Genomic DNA, 23,233 nt, shown 5'->3' on the forward strand with positions numbered 1-23,233 from the left:
TTAAAAAATCTCTTTGTTGATTTCTAAACCTTGTGATTCGCGGATGGCGTGTGCAGCCCGAAGGCCTGCGGTTACGGCCCCTTCCATATGGCCTACGTTAAATCCAAAATCGATCCAGTCGCCGGTTAAAAACATGTTGCTGAACCCGGACTCATCAGCTTTTTTTCGGTATTGATTACTGTCCGGAACTGCCAGGACATACCTGTCGGAAGGCTCGATATTGAGCAGGAAGAACTGCTGGTAAAATTTCTCAATCGGGGTCATATCCTCTTTTTCTTCAAAAGGTGCCAGGTATTCAAAATTGAATCCCTGCGGGTTTTCGCGGCTTGTAGTATCCGGCCATAACCATCCCCCGTTTGATAAGAGCCACTGCTCGGTAATTCCCATCATCCGTGCCTGTTGAGTTTTTGGGAACCAGTGGTTTGAGAATGGCTCAATTGGAGAAGCGTCCGGAATGGTGCCGCACCAGTAACTCAGGTGTCCCGGTTTGAGATGCTCGGGCCATTTTTCCATATCTAAAATGAGGCTCATGTCTGTCCAGGAATAGAGATAGTTGGCGTAAATCACGGAGTTGGGTTCATCACCTTCTGCCATTCCCCAGTCCTCAACCTTGAAGCCCATCTCCCTGAGGGTTGGTTTCATCCAAAGCTGAACCTGTGCGGTTTGAGTTGTTTCAACCTTATCAACCATGTTTTTCCAATCTTCTCTCTTATCAACAATTTCGCTGCAGATATGCTTAAGAGCTGCGACTGATATACCCAGCAATACCTGGTCGAAATCTTCTCCTTTTTCGAGTGTAAACTCCCGATAATTTTCCCAGTCGGCCCAGGAGCTTTCGAGGTTAACTTCATTTTCCCGAAGTTTTTCAGCCTGTTTGGTATCAATCTGATCATACAGCGGCTCTGCAGGCCAGGAATTAAGCCCGTCTATTTTTCGGAATGGATTGTACTCGGTTATACCATCCCGAAGTTTTACCTGTTCAGCCATCGATATTTTTTCAATTTTGCCGCTGTCTGAATGGTGAACTTGCTGAACCTTATGGAAAAATTTGAATTTCACTCCGCGATGCATCAGTACCTGGGTAATGGGCGTGATGATGGTATCGGCCGTTCCAGCCCTCAATTTCCAAACCAGGCATCCTTTGTAATCAACGGAAAGTAAAACCATTCTCAGGCCGATGTCAGCTGCAAGCAGCCCGGTACCTCCTTTTAGCATGTTTGCGAAAGCGCCTGTATACATAAAGCGAACTAACGGACAATCGAGCACCAATTCAGAGGCTCCATGTTTTTTCAGCCAATCCAGGTAGTTGTATTTATTGATATTTTGATAGTCAAACTCTCCTGTTTCGGGATTGTAAACATCGTGGAGAATCCCCGTTAAGCTAACCTCCATCCACTCTATCACAGAGATCACTCTTCGAACCTGGTCGTGTTTTTCGATAGCGTGAGAAAACATTTTTTCGAACCAGTGTGTAAATTTAGAAAAGTGATCAACGACCTTTTCCAGTTCTTCCAGCTCAATTTTTTTAGCATTTTCGCCGGTTGTTCTTTCAATTTGCTTATCTATGATTTCCACTGCCTTGTGCAGCATTTTTACTTCAAGGGGTACAACCGTTTTCCGAAAAAGCTTTTTAATTCTATTCAAAATTCGGCCCCACCAGCTTTTTCTGGACTTGTGCACGGCTTTCGTATCACCAAACTTCTGATTTACATCCAAAAGATGTTCCATCAGCTCCTTTCTCAGATATCCTTCGCCTTTTTGGTATGGTTCGCCAATAACCATCTGCAGGGCGATTCCGAGCACTTTTCTGATCAATTCCAAAGGTGTTGATTTACCGGCTGTTCCCGGTTCCTGGTCGTTCATGGGAAAAATAATGGGCCAGTTGATCCATTTGTCATCCCTGTGAGACCATTCCGTAAACAATGAGGCGTTGTCTGGCACGATAGCCTCCGACCATTTTTTGAGCGGGCTGTCCGGATTTAAATTATGCTCTTCCTGGATATGATACGCATCCTTTACCATTCTGAACGCATTGTCGTACCAGCCCTGGAAAATATGGATACCTTTTTCTTCAACCCTGTTGTGTAATCCGCGCCCGGTAGCGGTTTTGCCACCTAACCTCCAACCCATTTGGTAAACCGTAATCTCGTAATGGTCATCCCATCCCGGATAGTCCGTTAATTCATATACAGAGGAGAGAGCACTGAGCCCCCCGCCGAGTACTGCTATTTTCTTTCTCTTTGAATCTTTTTCGGGTCCTTTCATATGATCATTTGTTAGAGCAGCGGCATTGCATGCGCAGAGGTTAAACTACACCGCCGGAATTTATATCTTAAGTGTTGTTTTGGAAAAGCTTAAATCTTCAAGTCTTCCACACATATATACATCAATTATTTTTCTTTTTGAAACAAAATTCGATTGAATTTCCTCAAATATTAATAAAAGCGGCCTAAGTAATTGGACCGCTTTTTCTTATTCAATTTCTTAAATACGGCTGTCTTTCCCGGTATTCACAAATCGAATGCACTGTCCCTGGTTTTTGAACCCGTACTCATCCCATTGGCCATTTTTGCAGTCAGCTTTGTTCTCGGGATTAAAATAGCAAGCAGTAGATCCCGGGCTAAAATTTGTACTACCTTCTGGACAAATAGAACATACGGCGGCGCCCGAAATGTTTGAGAATTTACCAATAGGACAAAGTTCAGCCTGAGCTGCACCTTCACTGCTTACAAAAGATCCGGGTTGGGCAACTTTGCATGCAGCTTGTCCAGTTTCATCCTGATACGTGCCTATTTCGCAAGGTAATGCTTGTGTAGCTCCTGCTTCAGGGACATATTTTCCAACAGGCGCGGGTTCACAAGGTGTGTTTCCTGTGGCACTATAATAACCGGGTTCACAAGGTGTTTCGACGTTTGCAGCAGTAGTTATCTGTGCCGATTGAATACCTTCGTTGGAGGTGCCGGCGATATCCTGGTTACAGCTTACAACGGTTACGCACAGCAGGAAAAGTGCAATCATACTCCCTGTTTTGGAGAATTTTATTAAAGGTTTCATGAGCAATCTATTAGTTGAATGGGTGCAGGTGTCAGCTTAAGATCAAGATATCTGACAGAAATGTAGTTTTTAAATACGGTAATAATGTCGCATACAAGAAGGAGAGAATCTTGTACTTATTGAGCAAATCTTTGGACTATTTAATCCATTGGGCGTTCAAACAAAAAAGGAGGTGATTTGTTATCACCTCCCGTTTCTTCAATTGATAAATTGATGAACTTAATGTATCTGGAAGTTTCCTTTCCCAACGACTAATGAAGCTCCGAAAGCGGGTCCGAATACATCTTCGGTCGGCTGGAGTGTACAGAAGCTGGCAAGATTAAGATCTTCGCCTGTACCCGGATTAGACTCAGTTGCATAGAATCCAACCAGGTCATCATCAGCATTTTTGCCTTGTCCGTTATCAACTATACGCCAGAGAAATGTGATGCCTGTTGGAATAATGGATTCATCCGATGATTGGGTAACCCGGGTACCGATCCAGGCATTGTTGCCCCATACACTAAGGCAGGTTGATTCCATATGGAACGAAATTTTTGATCCGTCAGGATTTTGCAGGCTGCTTTGGGCCTGTCCTTTTACTACCAAATCACCGCCTTTTTGTGCATTAAATCCATAAATACGTTTTTGGATATCGCCATTACCTGTAACAACACGGATCACCTGTCCGCCCCCCGTAACCTTGGTTGGGCATTCGTATTCAACGACATATCCTTCAACAGCATAGAATGTTTCCCCATTATTTTCGAATGAGGTTGAATTTCCGTTCTGATCATTCCATCCTCCGTCTCCACCAGCGAATATTGTTGGAAGAAAATGAATGGAATTTTCATCAACAGCATTTGCATTGTTCGGTTCTCCTAAACGCCAGTTCGTATAGAAAAATGTTTCGCCGGTTACCCACTCCCAGCCCCCTGCTGGTTCATCGGAACCGGATGCTTGAGAACCGCCCAGCCAGTAACCACCTTCTACAGCGTTCGGAAATGTATTAACGATCCAATCCTGTTCATTTTGTGAAGTTATCGTTGCCAGGTGAGCTTCGCATTTACCATAGCTAAGTTCTTGAGCAGCGACATTGGCATCATCCCAGGTAATACCAAGATCCTCTATTGCTGAGTAATAATTCCCGTTGTGCTCGTTGTAAACAAGACCTTCGGGTACACTTTTACCAAGAGCATCGACACCTAATTCCGATTGAATGCCATCGCCAGTATTCGTAGGCAGGGATGATTGGTCGCATGCTGCAACCAAAAGTAAAATTGGCAAAATCCATAAGACAGTATTTTTCAGACTTTTTAATTTGTTATTCATGATCTTTTTTTTGCTTTGATTGGTTTATTCTTGATTATTCCAAACCTGGTAATATGCTTGCCCATACCAAGTAGATGGTGATATTTTTAAACACCATTCCTTAATTTCGATTTATAGAGATCGAAATCTATCCTTCCCGATCGTTTAGTGATATTAATCGGTTGTCTAAAGTCAGTCCATTCTTTATCTGACTTCAAAATCAGCCGGCAACTCTGGAAAAGCTGTTTGCCTCAATAGATTTGAATCTTGGAGAGAAAGTAGACAGTACTTAAATACTGAAAATTCTAAAGGCCTGGTTAGGATTTTCTGACCTAATATTAGGACTAATGAGTTAATTTTCTATCAAAAGTGTACTTTAAGATAATGGTCCAATCAATTTTCTGATTAAGCAACTTCTGGATAAGTAATAGGATGAATTACTTAGAAAAGACTGAGTTTAAAATTATTTGATAAACGGTTTTGGTTCAGAATTTGAATAGCTTTTTGTTGTCGCAGAAAGCCAAAACCTTACTTTCTCTGCGTTGACTGTATCGAATGATTTAAAAAGAACAATCGACCCTCAATCAACGTCGATTAGTGGTGGAAGATATATTTTCCAGACCTCAATCATCAGCCAACTCTTTTATATCCAAAATGATATTGCTGATAAATGCTATACCGTAGTTCCTTGATTCAGATGCAGTATGATTCTCCAGCTCGTATGTGATAGTAGCTTCCTCAAAGTTATGCATCACCATTTCAATACCGGTGAGTTTCCAATCTTCTTCGTTATTCTTTGGGACCCACCATAAAAATCGTTTAAAATCTAATTGTGGCCGGCTTATTTATCCCTAACAAACCAGGAGGTGGTTTGGTTATTCAGTTTTGCAGATGCAGGGTTGTAAGCACTGTTTTGTTTTAAAAGCCTATCACTCCCTAATGCTGCTTTTGTTTGCTGATAGATTGTTGTCTCTTCCTCTTGTTGAAGTAAAAGATTCGCACCAATTAACCCATAGGTCATCGTGCCTTTGGCCCCCACTCCAGACATACCGCCAAGAACAATAAAGTTCGGATCGGGCTGATTTTGATCATCCAGAATATTTGTTACAAAGGGCACTTCCGAAGTTGTGAGTGAATAGACACAGGAATAGCCATCAACATATTGCAAATCTTCATTTTGAACAGGAATATTCAGTTGCTGCAAATAATTCAGAGTTGCCCGGATTCCCCAGCTTTTCTCATCTTCATTCAGTTCCTTTTGCCATACCTGGTCCAAACTTTGAATCTCTTCTCGAATTAGGTGACCACCAATTTTGATGATAGGTACACCGTCGGAGTCCTCTTTTTCAATCATCGAATACATCAAATCCGATGTAAAATCCGCAACAGGGTAAAACTCCCTGATCTTCTGTTTTTGATTATTTGTAAGAGACTTGTACTTCTCCGGATCGATTTTCATAAAAACAAGGAATACGCGCTTTGGGGAGATCAGCTCATCAAATTCCGGCGCAATATCCTTCAGTAGTTTGCCGGTATAGGGGCCTGCAGCTGAAACTACCTTTTTGCTGAGAATAGTCTGAGTTTCCCGGTTTTTCGTGTTTGTAATTTGAATCTCATAGAGACCTTCTTTCTTTTTTAAGCCGGTGACTTCATGGTTATACCTGATCTCATTTCCATGATACTCAATCCCTTTATGGAGTTTTTTAATTAGCTCTTTGGGATTGAGAGTGCCGGAGTATTGTTTAAATTCGCGCAATACGAGGGCTGAATCAGGAACAGACATCCCAAACTTCATTGATACTTCTTCGGCAGATGCCGCATATTCAAACGGATCACTCTGATTCTTGACGAGGTTATTAACTGTATTCTGAAAGGATCTATAATAGATGTAAGAAACAGGAGAGGTTGAATAAATATCATCCATCTGATGATTATTCGCACTCTCTTTTTCATTCAGAAAATCAATGAGCTTTTCTGTTTCTGAAACAGTTCGATTATGCAGGTAGGAAAAAATATCGTTTTCGGGCCCCAAACTCCGGGAAATCCGGGCCTCCCCAAAACTCGATCCGAAAGTGTAAACGGAGTCCTGCTGCTCAATCAGTAAAACATTCTCTCCTTGATTTGAGAGATGCCATGCCGTTGAGCTTCCCATCAGCCCGCCGCCGATCACTACAATATCTTTCATATCTTTTTGCATACAGGAGGTAAAAATAGCAGATATCAGGATAACTGCGAACCTAAATTTTCCTGAGAAATCAGTTTTATTCATTCGGTGTTTTTTCGGCTCAACTAAAAACATTGTCGTAAACCTGGTACGTAAATCGTCCCATTTCCCCTTTTGTAGTGCGAAACTATTTGAAGCAGCATTGCTTTCATTTATCGGGAAATTTAAACGCTTCAATGAATGGAGTATAAACTCTATGATGCCGGTGTTTAATAATTATGAAGAATGAAGCCACGCCGCAAAAGAAGCTGAATAAATAGTTGTTCTAAATATTCAGCATCTTCAACGCGCATGAGTTTGCAGGTTATAATTCAACCTGCGTTGACATACTGATGGGTTCAATCACTGTATGAAGATCTTTAACTTCCTGATTTTTCGGGTCGTTAATGATCGCTCCAAGTAATTCCAGGTCGGTAACTTCCAGGACTAAAGTCACTGAATTTGGGTCATCAGTATTCTGGAATGTTTTAAAACCCGTAACTGCCGGGGCAAAGAGATTGACCCGATCCTGGTGACCTTTGAGCCATGTTTTGATGTTGCCTACTTTGTGTTGAACTACGATTGTTGCCATTTTTTCCATTTTAACTTTTTCTTGCCTACTCTTTGCGGTTTTCGGCTTTCCCCGGTTATGCTAATTTGTTGAAACCAATTTCCTCCCGACCTTCAAAAAACTCAAAGTGCCGGGGATATTATTGCTTTCAAAAAAAGAAGTTCAGTAAATGGATTAATCGGTTTCCGGGTTAAGAATATCTACATTCATCGCTTCAATGATCAGAGCCCTGTCGTAATACGTGTAATACCGGTCGATTAAAGAGTCTTCATTAAAGTGAAGAGCAAAATTCATCCTGAGATTTACAGTATTTCCGTTGTCAAAAGCCAATTCATTCGAGAAATAGGAAATCACAAAAACACCCGTCAATGCCGAGTAATTGAGAGCTTCACTATTTACGCGAATGGGCATTAGATCTGGTTGTGTAATTGTCATCGATTCAATTCCGGATGATGCTACCCAGTTCTTCCACCAGTTGACGACTTCTGTCTTTCCGTTTAAAACGGTTCTTGTTCCGGAATCTCCGTCAGGGAAGTAATACTCAACATCATCTGCAAGCAATGTGCCCCAGGCATCAATATCGAAATCGGACAGATGATTGAGTGCCTCCAACGAAAGATCGACATATTCTTCCGATGCAATTTCATATCGTGAATTTTCAGCTGAGCTTGAAGGCTCCATGGTCTCACCCTCGCATCCCAGGACAGTTAGAATACAGGCTATAGAAAGTATGGGTATTAGGTTGTTTTTCATTGTTTTTTTCATTGTTGTGACCCCAGTTTTTAGTTGGTTAACATGTTTTTTTTGAATGATTGATACATATGATTGTAGAAAGTGAGAGAGAATTGCTTACAAATCATGCCGGCTCGTTCTTGTTATTTGTAAGCAATAGCTGCGCTTGAAGGCCCGGCAAGCGGTAATAATTCAACGGAACTGAAACCGGCTTTAGAGGTCCAGTGGTCGAAATCTGATAACGTGTAATCGAACCCGTTTTGAGTTTCGATCAGCATGTTTAAGCTCATCGTCATCCCAAAAATATTACTGTTTCTCTCGTTGTCTATAATATTTTCGATGACAACGAAAGCTCCATTCTCAGGCAGTGCATCGTACGCTTTTTTGATGAGCACCTGCTTCTTATCCATTCCCCAGTCATGTAAAATATTGCCCATCACAATGACATCTGCTTTTGGGAAATCATCTACAAAAAAATCACCACTAATAGCTTTTACCCGGTCCGTAACCTTAAATTTTTGAATGTTCTCGTTTGCGATGGGTTCAACGGGCGGCAGGTCCAAACTGGTGCAAGACATATGCGGTTGATGAAGAGCTACCTGAATACTCAATGTTGCACCGGATCCGCCAATATCACAAAGGGTTTTGTACTCGGTAAAATCGAAACTATTGGCAAAGCCGACGAAATTTCCCATTTGAACACCGGTCATGGCATTAATAAACTCCTTGAGTCTACCATGATCACTGTAAATGGCTTCGAAAATATCATCCCCGTGTTTAGATTCGTTCTGAGCTTCACCGGTTTTTATCGCCAGGTCTAAATCAGCCCAAAAGCGAAATAACCGGTTATTTGCCATCTTTAGCATACCGCCGATGTAACTGTTTTTGTCTTCATCCAGGAAAACATTCGACTCAAGTGAATTACTGTAAATAGAATCCAGTCCAACGCCTTCACGATTAAGGAAACCGAGTGAGTGAAGCGTATCCAGAAAATCCATAGCATGGCGATCTGTACAGTTCCAATTCATTCGTTTTTTGATGTCATTGATTGATTGAGGTTTATGAACCAGGTGTGTAAAAAGACCTTCATTTACAGCTGTTAGCAAAACTTTTGAAGTAAAAAAGCCCATACCGATCTTCATGATATGAGAGGGATCCGGTTGGTGTTCTGTTATTTCCATGGTGTTCGGGGTTAAGAAATTATGGCTTACCATGTCATTCTATGTGATGCTACAAATGACGAATCGCATCAGAAATTTTCCGGTGCAATTAAGAAGTAAGACCGTTTATGCATCTTTGATATAAATGGAACTATGCTCATTAAAATCCATGTCAGTAAGCGTCATCCTCAGCTTTACTGAACCAGAGGGAAGAATTTCGAAATGTAAATACTGGTACATAGCATCAGGATTACCCGGATATTGGAATCTGTTGTTTCCCACATATTCAAACATTTCACCGTGCACTTCATTTTTCATCCAAAGCTTATTATTGCTTTTAAAAAATTCTACGGCCGATTCGGGATTCTGCTCGTGAATGTATTCTCCGGTCAGTTTATCAATCGAAGAAGGCTCAATAGAGAGAGTTTTTGCCATATTGACCGGAAAATGAACCCGTGTGCTTCCATTGGAAAGCTCTTCAACATCAAGAACTCTTCCTTTTGCAGCTGCAGCCCATGGATCGGACTCAATATGCTGATCTCCGGAAAAGTAGAGCTGTGTGACGAGGGGCTGGTACTCCTCCGTCGAAATCATCATATGAAAATGAGCGGGTCGAATAGTGCCGTCACCTACATCATAAGGAATCGGTAAAATGGTTTGGAAACTGTAACTACCGTCACTATTTGTGTAGGTAGTTCCCCTGTACCGGAAATCATCGGAACTGTTATCATATACCCCGTAGCCGTCGCAGTGCCACAGTTCAACTTTGGCATTTCTGTAGGGTGTTTTGCAATCCTGGTGTCTTACAACTCCGCTAAGCTCGATCTGCCTCCCGGCTTCGCCCTCTATTAAAAGCGAATTTCGAACCGGACTGTCCGGCCTGTAAAATGGCCCCAGGATGTCTGAGGTTGTTTCACAATCTCCAACAAATTTTTCGCCGTCGTATCGAATAAATCCAAATGTACTGACGGCTATGGCTGCAATCCCTGATTTTTTTAAAAAGTCTCGTCGCTTCATATGGGATTTATTTGTTTTAAGTGTTATTGATTGGAAGCATAATCTTTAAAGGATTCAGATGCCGGTTTAAAGGCTAGTGTCAAATCGCGCTCAGCATTATTGGCGCTGTAGACAAATCGGGGCTTACCAAGGATATTCTCACTGTTGAGCATGTGTGAAATATCCGACACTTTCCAGCTCTCGTTACTCAGGTAGTACTGTTTTCCGTGAAGGCCGCTGATGGTTGCAGATTTATAAATTCCTTCAGCAACATCCCGAACATCCACAGTGGCAAATTCTACATCTTCATCAAAAAGCATTTGCACAAATGGGTTGGGTGCAATTTTGTTTTGAAACAGGTATTGCATACCCATGGAAGTCGAATCTTCGCGATTTGAAAGAGCCGGCCCAATTACGAAAACAGGATAAACACTCACGATTTCAGCATTTGACTCGGGGTAATCCTTCACAAACTTTTGTACAATTTGATCTGCGTAGTATTTAGCCTGTGCATAAGGATGTCCCTCTTCATTGAGATATGGTTTGTCTGATTCGGTATACATATCATCCGGAGAACGCCCAACAATCGGCATTGGGAAGTTGGTATTAAATGCGGCAACCGATGCAATAATCACCACTTTTTTTACCGACATCGATTCTTGAACCGCCTTTAAAAAATTTTCAGTACCTCGAATGGTTGGCTCAAACAGATCTTTCGTCGGATCTTTAACATCCAATTGGAAAGGCGTACCTCCGTGGATAACGATCTCGCAATCTTCTACAAAGGGTTTGAGAGAGTCGATATCACGAACATCTACTTGGCAGATATCAAGTTTTTCGGCATTTTCGAGTTGCTCTAGGTGCGCATATTTTTTCTGTTTTGAAGCATCTCTGACGGATACTTTTACATGATATCCTTCTTTAAGAAATTTTTGGGTTACATAACTGCCGATGTAACCAGAACCACCAATAATACCTGCTGTTTTCATAATTGTTTAGTAGTAGAGTTATTAATTGAGGTCTCGAAATGAAGATCTCTAATAATCTTCATTTCGAGATTTTCAGATGATGAAATCTGAACCTTATTCCATCTCTGCGTCAGCCAACTGTTTGGTGTCAACGTACTGTTGGAAGCGAGTTACCATACCATCTTCAAACCACCAAATGTGAACATGTTGTGCATTGATTGTTTTTCCGGTTATTGCATGTTCTCCCTGGTATCTGCCAGTGGCAATAACCATATCTTCACCGACTGCATAAAGGGTTTGGTCGGTCAGGTTAAATGTCTCCCATTCCTGTCCCAGCCGGCCAAAAATACCTTCCGCAACTGCCTGGGGTCCCACGTAAGGATTGCCATCCGCAAGTGAATTACTTTCAGCTTCATTCCAGACAATATCCGGTGAGAACTTTGCCAGGACAGCACCGCCATCGCCGGCGGCAAACGCATCGTACATTCCCTGCAGGATTTCTACATTTGGATTATTGTTTTGTACCTGACTGCACCCAACCAGAAACAGAGATGCTACGAGTGCAATAGTTATTTTTTTGATTTTATACATGTTTTCCAAAGATTTATGAATGTTTTGAGTTGAAAAATCAGATTAAAAAGAGACCTTTATTTATTCCGGCATCGGCCGGCTTAACTCTGTATCTTTTCGAAACATATACGACCATGTTACATCTACAGCTTCCCTGTAATCAGCCTGGAGTTCTTCTCTTCGATTGGATCCATGTTCATTTTCAACAACGGTCCAAACTCCATCCATTTCAACATCCATAGCAGCGAAGTTTGAAAAAGGGGTCACAACAAAATAATGGGGGGCTTTCGTGTTTCCTCCAACTGAACTGTACCAGTATCCTCTTGGTTCTCCCTCAGCTTCACGGATTGTGCTTTCAACTTCTTCAACTGTTTCTCTGAAAAGGGTACTATTATTAACCCTCCAGAAAAATACCGTTATCACATTATTCTCAACCAACTCGGGTTTGCTCAGTTCAGGAATGCTTCTGGCTAAATTAGCTTCAGATTTTTCAATATTAGGCATGATTGAATTTTGAACAATAGATTGGCATTCTTGTCCTGCGGGATCGTTCTCATCCATTTCTGCCCAATTATTCATAAAGGATGATAGTATATAGACGTTTCCTTCACCTTGTACTCTTCTCCACATATTCCAGGCCCAATCTCCATCATTTTCCATATAACAATTAATCCAATCTTTAACACCGGAACGAAACTGACTGTTATGATTAGCTTTAATGGTTAATTCAGATAAGGATAATATCTGACTTTGAGCTTCTTCTTGTGCATATACGTTAGAAGAAGTGATCGTAAAACAAAGAACAACTACAACAGCTCCCAGAGCTTTCTTTAATATTCTCATCGTTTTCATAATATGAAGTGTTTTATTGTTGCCTACTCTTTTTGGGATTTTCGGCTTCTTCCATTTTGTAATCATCCTCTGTGTCGATTCACGTAGCCTAAATCAACTCATGGAATTTTTTGCAAAGGCTAATCCATTTCCATAGAATGAGCGGTTGTATGATGCTCGCAAGAAACGTTTGGATTGAAAGGATTGAACACGCCGTTCGGATTTTCACGATGCACCCAAACATGGCGGTCATAGTGTTCTTCAAACATGTGTGCTTCATCGAGTTCGGTATCAGGATTATCTTTCATATGGTCGAATACCACTCCGTGAAATGTAGGTGGGGCGTCATTTCCATTAGCATGCCATGCTTCAGCAAATACAAGGTTTTCAACAGCGACGAGCTCCATTGAGCCGTCCTCCTGAGGTTCGTATAACAAAATAGCTGGTTGACGAAAGTCAGTGTGAGTACCTGCTCCATCTACACGGGGTTCGGTAGCTGTAATCCCCAGCAGATCAGGTCGAAAATAGTGGATTCCCATTCCACCTTCTTCAGCAGGGCGTCCCATCATCGTTGCCATTTCACACGTATTCATTGGGTCGGCGATATAACCTTCTTCCAACGCAACATTCACATCTTTGTATTTGTTAGTGGCCGTTCGTATCTCTTCAAGTGTCGGCTCATTCATTTTTTTCTGTTGTGCAAGGACTGTATTGGAGATCGGAACAAAAAGAAGAGCTGCAATGACAGACCACAGAACAGTACACAAACATTTTTTTAATGTGTCCATGATCGTTAATTAATTGAATTTAAGTGCCTACTCTGTTTTGGGATTTTCGGCTTTCTCCTGGTAAAACAAACTGTAGTTTATTTGAACCTATTTTTCAGGTAAGTCAAGTGCCGGGTTGCGATTAAAGAAATCAAATGGTCTCAACTCAAATGAGTGCCATAAAACAGGCATCACCGGCCAGTCTTCAGCTCTTACCATATGGTGCATTCCTATTGTATACCAAAGCACAATGTCATCGCTTTCTATAGATCGATTGGCGCTTGTCCACTCAGGCAGGCCTTTTTCGGGTAAGCTCAGTGTTGGAAAATCACCTACTGCAAATCGTTCATTTTCCTGGTATTGAGTAACCCAAAGATGATAATCGATAAACCCAACTCGCATTCTTGGATAATCATCTTCACTTAATAGTGTATTCGCAGTTTTTCCCGGCATCAACTGGTAACTGGTAGGATATCCAACATGATTTTTCCGGTCATTACTAATTACCCGCCACAGGGCCGGTCGGTCGAGATTGATTTTTAACTTGGCTTCTGATTCAGTTTTAGGAATCATTGGCTGGGTAACCCATACACTCCGGCGGGGATGTTCTTCAGGTAGGATTTGTGTTCTCAGGCGGTCCATTTGAAAACTGTTTGTACTACCATCCACATCAAAATCAATTCGAAAACTGAAGTAGTGGTCATGGTTCACAGCCACAATATTTGGGTCAACAAATCGCCCATAGGCATCCCCGGCGGTTCCATTTAGAATTTCTGAGGAGGCATCTTTCTGATTTACAGATTTTGCTTCGGCAATTCCGGTAGCTCCCACCTGGACACGCACAGACCCATCCTGCTGGAATATCCAGTCAAAAATGTAATCATAATTACCCAACACGGCTGCTGACCGCACAACCAGCTCTCGTTTTGAACGGCTTTCATGATTCAATCCGGTGCTGTAATGCCGCCATGATGGATCTCCGGGTTCTCTTTCAAAAATGGCAATCATATTGGCGACAGGTGTAGGCCTTCCATGATCGTTAATTACCAATCCATCCGTATAGTGTGCATAATCTGGTGCATCTAGACCTCTCAGCAGGGGCTTGGTGAGGCCGCCGGCAGTATATTCCCCTGCATCAATAAAATTTCGTGGATACCAACCAAAAGCCGGATCCATATAAGGCACAAAAATTTCAGACATAAATCCTTCATAGAATACTTTTCTTTGATCAGCTCCATCTTGGTAGGTAACGGTCGAAAGAATCATTCCTACACGATGGTCGGGGCGTACGTGAAACTTCCATTTTTGCCATTCGACTACATAATCATTGATTGTAAATCCGGCTCCAAGCGGTTGGCTGATGTTGATAGGTCCGGGCACTTCCCGCGGCGTTCCAATGGAAGCGGGGTCATAGTCGATATTTACATCCGGAATGGAAACGACTCCCTCATCAACCACGCGAAGGATCTCTTCCGTTTGCAAATCAACGACAACAGTAAGGCCACTGATTCCCCGTCCCCAGGTGTTGCGGGCAAATCTTGAATCTACAAAATGGCCGTGTGCAATCCGCCGTCCTGTATCTTCATCGGTTCCAAAATAGCCGGGAGGACCAAAAAACCCTTCAATAAAGGTCAGGTCATTATACCCTCTCTTTTTCATGGCGGCAATAAATTCAGGATGCTCCTTTACCTTTCCAAGCATGCTCCCGAATTCTTCACCTAAAAACGTAGGTTGGATATCTGTAAGTTCTGTCCAGTTTTCAAGAACTTGTTGGGCAATATTGATTTCGGCACGGTAGGTCTTTTCGCCCTGGTGAACAATAGCAAAAGCTCTTCTTTGAAGATTATCGGTCCCATCCCAATTCCACACTTCATTTTTGTCCGGAAGTATTAGGTTGATATGAGAAAACCTTGTGTCTTCGTCAAGATTATCTGTTTGATGCAGTACATCCAACACTACCCAGTATTCTTGCCAGGTTAAAGGATTCAGGGGATGTGTGATGCCTTGGCCTTTAACTGCTGTGGAATAAAGACTTACACAAAGGGTGAGCAGAATCGACAGAGAAATTAGTCCCCCGATTCTTATTCGATATTTCATAAACGTTGGATTTTAGTGGATGTCCCGTTAAAAGCACCATTGTAGCTAGTGCTGAACCCGGAGATCATTTTACCGTTCAGAAATCCGAAAGTCTGGTACTTTTTGAGCTATTATTTGGATTTTCCGGTCAGGGGTGAGAATTAAATCGATAACTTCCTGAAAGTAGATGGACTTTTGCCATACTGCTTTTTGAAAGCCCGGGAGAAATAAGCCTGGTCATTAAACCCAACTTCGTAACAGATCTCCGCAATGGTTTTATCTGTTTGATTGAGTAGTTCGGCAGATCGCTGTAACCGAATAGAGCGAATGAATGTACCCGCAGGCTGATCAATAAGTGCATTGAGTTTCCTGTTGAGCTGGGATGTACTCATATTCAAAGATTCTGCAAAGTGTTCAACACGGAAGTCATCATCACATATATGCGTTTCGATAATTTCAATAGCTTTTTTCAGAAATGTCTGATCAACGGAGCTTTTTGTTATGGTTGACGGCTTGAAATAAGTGGCGCGGCTAAACTGCTCTTTTAAATTTTTTCTTTGGTCAATGAGCGCTTTTACTCTTGTTTGCAACTCCTTTACATGGAATGGTTTAGTGAGATAGGCGTCGATACCAATTTCAAGGCCTTCAATTTTAGGGTCCAGGCCCGCTTTGGCAGTTAACATGATAATGGGTATATGACTTGTTTTTACGTCGCTTCGGACCTTTTCGCTAAACTGGTAGCCGTCCAATTCAGGCATCATTAAATCGGTGATAATCAAATCGGGAATGGTTCTACGCGAAATAGCAATTCCCTCCTGGCCATTGGCAGCTTCAAGAATTTTATAGTCTGCTTCTAGCTGCTCACGGATAAATGACCGCACCTCTGCATTGTCCTCTACAATGAGTATCATCTCGTCATGCTCAGAAAGAAGGGCATCGAAATCTGGAATTTCCAGTTTTGAGGAACCGGTTTCAGCAGATCTTCTTTTACTAATCATAACATCAGATTGGGCAGGAATAAGATCATCTTCAAATGGAAGCTGAATAATAAATTCGGTTCCAACATCTACTTTGCTTTCCACTTCAAGTGTACCGTTGTGGAGTTTAACTAATTCATAAGCTAATGAGAGACCTATTCCCGTTCCTTCATACTTGCGAGTGTTAGATGTATCGACCTGGTAAAATCGATCGAAGATATGAATCAAACGATCTTCTGAAATTCCAATCCCGGAATCTCTGAGCACTATTTCAACAAATCCGGCATTTTTTAAACCAATGGATAGGTCAATTCGCCCACCTGCACCTGTGAATTTAAAAGCATTGGATAAAAGGTTGAAAAACACTTTCTCTAGTTTGTCTGCATCAAAACTAATTTTGATATCAGCTTGGACGGAGGAAAAATTGAGGCTTATATTTTTCGATTCTGCCAACGATTCAAAGGAGTAGAGCAGATTCTTTAGAAATGATACAATGTTGAGGGGTTCTGCATCCAGCTGCATCTTTCCAGCCTCCAGTTTAGACAGGTCCAGGAGTTGATTAATCAGTTCAAGAAGGCGTTCAGCATTCCTGTTTACAGATTCCAGTTTTTGTTTCTCTTTTTGGCCTACTTCTGTTCCAATAAGGGTTTCTATCTGACCAATGATTAAAGTAAGTGGAGTTCTGAATTCGTGAGAAATATTGGCAAAGAAATGAGATTTCAGATGGTCTAGGTTGCGCAAAGTATCGGTTTGAATGCGTTCTATCTCAAGCTGATTCTTCAGGTTAAACCTGTTCAACTCATACCGCCGGGCACCGTAAAGCAACGAAAGCATCAGGATTCCATAAATTCCATACGCCCACCAGGTTTGCCACCAGGGCGAGGTCACAATTACAGCAAGGGCCAAACCATCTTCATTCCACACGCCGTCGTTATTTGAGCCTTTAACACGGAATGTATATTCGCCATGTGGAAGGTTTGTATAGGTGGCCGAGGCCAGGTTACCGGATGAGATCCATTCGTCGTTAAATCCGTCGAGTTTATACGCATATTTGTTTTTTCCCGGTGCTGAATAATCCAGTGCGGCAAATCCAAACGTAATAACATCGTCACGATAGGAAAGGGTTAGCTTATCACTTTCAGATACGGATGCCTCCAAAAGATCAGGATTGGATTTAAAGTAAATCATCTCATCACCGATCTTTAAACTTGTAAGTACAACCGGCGGTTCATGTGGGTTATCTTTTATTTCATCCGGATAGAAATAGTTGAGCCCCTGGATTCCTCCAAAGAATAACTCTCCGCTTTTGCTTCTGAAGTAGGCGCCGGTGTTGAATTCATTACTCTGGAGGCCATCAAAAACATCGTAATTTCGAAACGTTTCTGATTGCGGGTTAAATCGAGATAGGCCTTTGTTTGTACTGAGCCATAAATTTCCGGCTTCATCAGGAAGTATTCCGTAGACGACTTCATTGGGGAGGCCGTCTTCTTCTGTAAAATGTTCGAATATTCCGGCTCTGTAATCAAACTTATTGAGTCCGCCTGAAGTGCCGATCCAGAGAGTTGTTTCGGGATGAACCGGATCTTCAAGAATAGATTTTATAAGATTGTTGCTCAGGCTGTTGGGTTGGTCGGGATTGTTTTGAAATGCAGTAAATGTTTCACCGGATGAATCAAAACGAATCAAGCCGTTAGCCGTGCCAATCCAAAATATGCCATCCAAGTCCTGGAAAATAACCGGGCGTGGGGAATTATTAGAGGGTCCTGATGAATTAAATCGATAATGTTTAAACGTGCCGGCCTCTCTGTCGATCATTTTACTGAAGTGGTTGCGTGTGGCAATCCAGAGGGTACTGTCCCGATCTTCAAAAACGGCATTGACTTCCGGGTAAAGTTGTCCGTCGATATTTTCAAGTGTATGGTTGTATAACCTCGATTCATTTGAAACCGGGTCGTACCTGAACAGCCCCCTCGCAGAGGCCGTCCAAAGATATCCATCAGTAGCCTGGATCATGGAATAGGCATCGGTATTTCCAAAATCATCGGGGCGGTCGGAGATGGTTTCGAAACTTGTCAATTCCTCCGTTTCCCGGTTCCATCGATAGAGTACATCTGCACTGATCCAAACATCTCCGGAGTTATCTTCTAAAATGGAGCGTATACTAAATCCTGTAATCCTGGAGGATGAATCCGGTGTTCTAGTGAGAGTCGGAAAGCGATTCGCCTTGAAGTCAAGGATGTTAATTCCAAGCCCTGATGTCCCTGCCCACAGAATGCCGGTATCGTCAATTAAGAGGCTCGAAATAAGGTTATGGCTGATTGATTCTGGATTGAGTGGTTCGTGCCGGTAGTAGGTATACTGTTTCGTTGACGGATCAAAGCGCATCAATCCCCCTGCTGTACCCAGCCAGAGATGCCCTATTTCATCTTCTGCGATGCGATTCACACTCCCCCAACCGTACCGATGCACCTCATACATGTGTGGATAGAACTCATAATTGCCGGAGTTCCGGTCAAATTGTACCATTCCGCTTTGGGTTCCAATCCAAAAATCGTTCCCTTTTTTACTGAGATGTATTGAGCAGATCTTATAATCTCCGGATGTTCGGGGAGCTTCCGGGTGCTTGGTTTCAAAAATGGTTCGGGTGAACCGTTCACTGTCCGCATGGAATTTATTGATTCCGTTTTCAGTACCCACCCAAAGAGTTTCATTTTCATCAATTAAAAGATTTGAAACAATATTGCTGCTCAGGCTTAGTTCGTTATTCGGATCATTCAAGTATTGCTTGAAGGTGTATGAATTTTCGATGTTCTGATCAAAAATTACGTTGAGAAGGCCATCCCCAATGGTTCCGATCCACATTGTTCCGTCTGACCCCTCAATGATTTCTGTGATTTCATTTGAGTTTATTTTCTCGCCGTTATCATTCAATAGCGATATTCGTTGAAAAACGTCCGATTCTCTGTGAAAAACATTGATCTCTCCCGACAAGGATCCTGTCCAGATGAGGCCGCGGCTGTCTTCATATAACTTCATTACAAACGCATCAGAGATTGTAGTGGAATCGAAGGGATTGTGCTGATAGACGACAAAATTTCGACCGTCGTATCGGTTCAGCCCGTCTTTGGTACCAAACCACATAAAACCTTGGCTGTCCTTAAGAATGGAATAAACGGCATTTTGAGAGAGTCCGTCATCAATGGTGAGGTGACGAAAAGCCGGTTGCTGGGCATACCCGTTTAACGCCTGCAAAAATAACAGGATACAGATGCCCTTTATTAAAGATATCAACAGCTTTTTCATTATTGAACCCAAAGACCCCAATCATCCATTGCAAAGGAAAAAGAACTGCAGGATATATTTCCCAATGTATATCAATGTTCTGCACATATTACTGAATCAGAAACATTAATATCAGCTTTTTTTGGGTTATGAGTTTTTTACTCTTGTCTTTTATCACCTTGGTTCGCAGTTACTAAAAATTCTTAGGGCTTTCTCTCCAATAATTACTTCGAAAGCGTAATCGTAAAACAGGTTGATCCCGGTTCCGATTCGATATCAATCTGACCTCCGTGGGCATTGATAATATCGTTAGTGATAGATAATCCCAGCCCGGTTCCTTGGGTTCCTTTTTTCGTTGTAAAGAACGGCTGCAGGATTTTTGCCTTGAGGTCTTCAGGAATACCCGGGCCATTATCCTCAATATCTATCGAAACCTTTTTGCCTTTTTTAATGGTTCGAACCGTTAATTTTGGCAGGTATTCCTCTTGCCCGTCCAGATTTTTTACTTTTTCGTGCATCGCATCAAATGCATTGTTGCAGATATTCAGAATTACCCGGCTGAAATCCTCTGCAATGACCGGAATTTCACCGACATTTTCGTTGAGGTCAAAATCAAGGTCCACATCATAGGAATTTTCGGTAGCCTTCATGCCATGGAAGGAGAGATTCGCGGCCTCCTTCACAAGTTTATTCAGATCAGTTGGTTCCATTTTTCCGGAGCCTGTTCGGCTGTGCATCAGCATCGATTGTACGATGGAATCAGCACGCTTCCCGTGTTCATTGATTTTACTCAAACTGCCGTGAATATCTTTTAAAATATATTCGAGTTCTTCTCGAGCTTCGCTTTGCTCTTTCAATTTTGCTACTTCGTCCTGTGCCTCCTCAACCATCTCTACACTGATCTCAGAGAAGTTATTCACGAAGTTCAACGGGTTCTTGATCTCATGAGCGATACCGGCTGTCAGTTGACCAAGTGATGCCAGTTTCTCCTGTTGGACGAGCTGATCCTGGGTGCGTCGTAAATTTTCATGAGCGGTTTCGAGTTTGCTGTGAGCTTTTTCAAGATCATGGTAGGCTTTTTCAATCTCTTTGGCCTGTGCCAGTTCACGTTCACGTGTCCGCTCGCGCTCTCTTCGGATGAGTCTTCGTCGCTGCACTCTGTCTACAATAAACATGCCGATTGCAAAAATCAGGAAATAAAAACCGTACGCTAACCATGTTCTGTACCATGGCGGGAGTACACGCAGAATTTTAATTTGGTCGTCGCCGTTACTCCAAATCCCATCACGGTTGCTGGCCATCAGTTTAAAATCGTATTCACCGGGCGGTAAGTTGGTATATGTAGCACTGCTGATGGTTCCTCCGCTCTTCCAGTCCGTATCAAAACCTTCCAGCATGTATCGGTACTGGTTTCGGTTTGGACTTGCAAAATGGAGAGCTGAAAATTCAATGGTAATGGTGGTAACCGAAGGCGGAATGGTAATCTGTTGAGCGGTTAAAAGAGGGCCCTCGATTGCAATACCTTCAGCCGGGTCAACCAGTGTTCCATCGAGGTAGAGATCACGGAAGACCAAGTCTGGCGGGAAGGGATTGGGTCGGATATCCTGTGGATCAAACACATTCAACCCGCCGGCACCACCAAAATAGATCAGGCCGGATGACCCCAAATCACTGACGGTTGGGTTGAAGATATTGCCCTGCAGCCCGTGATCGTAACCAAAATGAGAAATCTCTTCAGTTATTGGGTTGAATTTTACAATACCGTCAATCGTTGAGAGCCAGACATTGCCTTGCTCGTCTGATTGAATGGATGATATTTCGCTGGTTGTCAGGTCTAAATTTTGCTCGGTGTAGAAAACAGATAGTTGACCGTTTAAGGGATCGAATTTCCCAAATCCGGAATTTGTGCCGATCCAATATTCGCCCGAATCTGTTTCGTGGATCGACCGGTATTCCCCGATCTGGTCGATTAAGGGTGTTCCATCCGGAAGCTGCAATACAATGGGGATAACCTCCATATTCTCGTGATTCAGATATAACGGATGTTTTTGACCCTCTTTAAAGATCCAAATATTTTCATTGGAATCTTCGTAAAGAAATTGAGTTCGGTTTTTGTCAACAATGGCGGAATCCGGTAGTTCTACTTCGGTAATTTGTTCATTGCGAGGGTTGATCCAATGGATGTTATCGGTAGATGAGAGAAACCAAACACGGTCACTTCCGTCAGTTTCAATTGCTTGGATATTGTTATTGGGTAATGAGTTCGGGTCCTCCTGTTCGTGCTTAAATCGAGTGATGGTTGAGCTTCCCGGGCGTATACGGTTGAGCCCTCCAAATATAGTTGTTGAACTTCCGGTCCCGGCCCATATTGATCCATCCTGAGATTCAGCCAATGCCATTACATGCGGGTGACTTAATTGACTGGCAACGGTTCTGCCGTTGGGGGCATCAAAATAACTGGTGCCGTACCGGGCCACCACCGATCCATTTTGATTGAGCCGAAGTAAACTATTTCCGAGCATCCGTGTTCCTACCCAAAAAGTTCCGTCACCGGCTTCCAACACAGATATTACATCGTTCGTGGGAAGCTGGTTGAAAATATTGTAGAGCTGAAATCCACCGCTGTAAAGATCAATCCGGCTGATTCCCGAGGCGTATCTTGCAATCCATAGAACCCCCTGGCGGTCGATATACATCCGGCTGTCTTCTCCTGAACGAACAGGTAGTATGGATGTGGGATCTTCCGGATTGTGCCGAAACTCGTCGGCCCGGCCGGTTTCAGGATTGATACGGCAAAGAACTTCTTGGTTTTTTACCCACAAAAGTCCCTCTTTATCGAAAAGTGCTTCCCGAAGATTATCGAGGCACGCGCGGTTACGAACAGGAAGTATTTCCCAATCCTGGCTTTCAACGGGTTTTCTTGCAATATGACTTTCGTTTACAAGCCATTCAGTGCCGTTTTCATCCGAAAATACATGCATTCTGTAAGGGTGACTTCCTGATGGATTTAATCTGCGCGTAACATTTTCATAGGTATATTCGCCTGAGGTGTCACGTCGCCCAATTAAAAGTTCGCCAGTTGGTGCCTGGTGGAAGTAGATCAGTTCTCCATTATTGTAAGCCTTAATTCGATAGGTACTCCCAATTTGCTGGCCCTCTTCGCGGGAAAATCGATCGGTGTCTGAATTCAATCGATACACAGAGCTGTCCGTTGCAGCCCAAACGTTCCCGCTGTTATCTATACTTACTTCAGTAAAGCGTTGTCCTGCGGGCAGCCCATCCGATGCCCTGTACTTTCGAAAGCCTTCAATTTCAGGATCATAGTAATCAAGACCCTGGTCGGTAATCGTTATCCAAACGCCCCCTCTGTTATCGGCTGCCAGGTATTGGGCATCGAGGCTGGAAATGGACAGAGAATCACCGGGATCAGGACGGAAGTGATTGAATGATTCTCCATCAAACCGGCTGACTCCATCCTGAGAACCGATCCAAATGAATCCATACTGGTCCTGTGTAATATCAACCACAGTGGTGGAGGCAAGTCCATCTGCTGGAGTCAGATGTTTGAATTGATAGGAATTTCCCTGTCCGAGCAAACTGGCAGGAATGATTAAAATTAAAGCCAGGGTAAGTAAAAAATGATTCTTCGTGCAATCCATAGTTAACTCATGAGTTTCAAAAATTGTAAAAACATTCAAACGAAGTGCCGAGAATTGCATTCATTTATCTCTCCGGGCACTTTTCTTCTGCACCAGG

At 42.7% G+C, this 23,233-nt stretch carries 16 protein-coding genes; all 16 read right to left on the bottom strand.

Annotated features, from left to right (window positions below):
- A complete protein-coding gene (locus L6773_RS03410) occupies positions 1-2,265 on the bottom strand; it encodes an NAD(P)-binding protein (RefSeq protein ID WP_237852448.1) in 2,265 nt (754 codons plus the stop codon).
- A 219-nt stretch (positions 2,266-2,484) separates the two neighbouring features.
- Positions 2,485-3,054 (bottom strand): hypothetical protein, encoded by a 570-nt coding sequence (locus L6773_RS03415; protein WP_237852449.1) that lies wholly within the window; start codon positions 3,052-3,054, stop codon positions 2,485-2,487.
- Between the two features lie 219 nt (positions 3,055-3,273).
- Positions 3,274-4,365, bottom strand: coding sequence for a lectin-like protein (locus tag L6773_RS03420; protein WP_237852450.1), 1,092 nt, complete (start codon positions 4,363-4,365; stop codon positions 3,274-3,276).
- A gap of 602 nt (positions 4,366-4,967) precedes the next feature.
- Positions 4,968-5,096, bottom strand: a complete 129-nt coding sequence (locus tag L6773_RS21440) for a hypothetical protein (RefSeq protein ID WP_255727691.1) — start codon at positions 5,094-5,096, stop codon at positions 4,968-4,970.
- Positions 5,097-5,185: 89 nt separating this feature from the next.
- On the bottom strand, positions 5,186-6,529 hold the full coding sequence (locus L6773_RS03425; RefSeq protein ID WP_237852451.1) for an FAD-dependent oxidoreductase: 1,344 nt from the start codon (positions 6,527-6,529) through the stop codon (positions 5,186-5,188).
- A 343-nt stretch (positions 6,530-6,872) separates the two neighbouring features.
- A complete protein-coding gene (locus tag L6773_RS03430) occupies positions 6,873-7,139 on the bottom strand; it encodes a hypothetical protein (RefSeq protein ID WP_237852452.1) in 267 nt (88 codons plus the stop codon).
- Between the two features lie 153 nt (positions 7,140-7,292).
- A complete protein-coding gene (locus L6773_RS03435) occupies positions 7,293-7,871 on the bottom strand; it encodes a nuclear transport factor 2 family protein (RefSeq protein WP_237852453.1) in 579 nt (192 codons plus the stop codon).
- A 122-nt stretch (positions 7,872-7,993) separates the two neighbouring features.
- A complete protein-coding gene (locus tag L6773_RS03440; RefSeq protein ID WP_237852454.1) occupies positions 7,994-9,031 on the bottom strand; it encodes a methyltransferase in 1,038 nt (345 codons plus the stop codon).
- Between the two features lie 105 nt (positions 9,032-9,136).
- Complete coding sequence (locus tag L6773_RS03445; RefSeq protein WP_237852455.1) at positions 9,137-10,027, bottom strand: dioxygenase family protein; 891 nt, start codon at positions 10,025-10,027, stop codon at positions 9,137-9,139.
- A 23-nt stretch (positions 10,028-10,050) separates the two neighbouring features.
- Complete coding sequence (locus L6773_RS03450; protein ID WP_237852456.1) at positions 10,051-10,995, bottom strand: SDR family NAD(P)-dependent oxidoreductase; 945 nt, start codon at positions 10,993-10,995, stop codon at positions 10,051-10,053.
- 93 nt (positions 10,996-11,088) lie between these two features.
- On the bottom strand, positions 11,089-11,565 hold the full coding sequence (locus L6773_RS03455) for a nuclear transport factor 2 family protein (protein ID WP_237852457.1): 477 nt from the start codon (positions 11,563-11,565) through the stop codon (positions 11,089-11,091).
- Between the two features lie 60 nt (positions 11,566-11,625).
- Positions 11,626-12,462: a hypothetical protein gene (locus L6773_RS03460; protein ID WP_237852458.1), complete on the bottom strand. Its 837-nt coding sequence runs from the start codon at positions 12,460-12,462 to the stop codon at positions 11,626-11,628.
- Positions 12,463-12,515: 53 nt separating this feature from the next.
- Entirely contained in the window at positions 12,516-13,163 is a 648-nt protein-coding gene (locus L6773_RS03465; RefSeq protein WP_237852459.1) for a hypothetical protein, read from the bottom strand.
- Positions 13,164-13,250: 87 nt separating this feature from the next.
- Entirely contained in the window at positions 13,251-15,239 is a 1,989-nt protein-coding gene (locus L6773_RS03470) for a copper amine oxidase (protein ID WP_237852460.1), read from the bottom strand.
- 140 nt (positions 15,240-15,379) lie between these two features.
- Positions 15,380-19,486, bottom strand: a complete 4,107-nt coding sequence (locus L6773_RS03475; protein ID WP_237852461.1) for a hybrid sensor histidine kinase/response regulator transcription factor — start codon at positions 19,484-19,486, stop codon at positions 15,380-15,382.
- 215 nt (positions 19,487-19,701) lie between these two features.
- Positions 19,702-23,196, bottom strand: coding sequence for a sensor histidine kinase (locus L6773_RS03480; protein WP_237852462.1), 3,495 nt, complete (start codon positions 23,194-23,196; stop codon positions 19,702-19,704).
- Positions 23,197-23,233 lie beyond the last annotated feature (37 nt).

Origin of the sequence: Rhodohalobacter sulfatireducens (assembly GCF_022012475.1) — a bacterium.
GTDB classification, from domain to species: domain Bacteria; phylum Bacteroidota; class Rhodothermia; order Balneolales; family Balneolaceae; genus Rhodohalobacter; species Rhodohalobacter sulfatireducens.